The organism is Bartonella queenslandensis AUST/NH15, assembly GCF_000312585.1.
Taxonomy (GTDB): domain Bacteria; phylum Pseudomonadota; class Alphaproteobacteria; order Rhizobiales; family Rhizobiaceae; genus Bartonella; species Bartonella queenslandensis_A.
On record NZ_HE998247.1, the window covers coordinates 1 to 345 of the forward strand.

General features: G+C 32.5%; 1 protein-coding gene. It reads left to right on the forward strand.

All coding sequences use genetic code 11. The features are described 5' to 3' along the window. Positions 1-182 (forward strand): hypothetical protein (locus BN338_RS12775; protein ID WP_210160967.1); only part of this gene is annotated, 182 nt, incomplete at its 5' end. Between the last annotated feature and the right edge of the window lie 163 nt (positions 183-345).

The window sequence follows — 345 nt, forward strand, 5'->3', positions numbered from 1 at the left end:
GATGGTTTTTAAAAGAATATTGTACTGTAATAAACCTGGACGGTAATTTTGGTTATATATTTTTTATACGAATAATGCTTTCGTCTTTTTCATATAAAGTGTTTTTTGGAGGAGGGCGTTTGGGGCAAGAGTATTATCTTTGTCTGGAGTTGTATTGGCTACGTTTCCAAGCAACATCTTAAACAAATCGATCAAGCTTTTGAAATTTTTTTAGGGGCAATAACACAAGAGATACAAAAGATTTTGATAAAAGCTTCTTGAAGTTAGAGAGGGAATTTTTCCCTCCCTACTTTTTCATCCATTTATGTAATATACAAATGAGATGCTCTTTGATAATGGCGATAG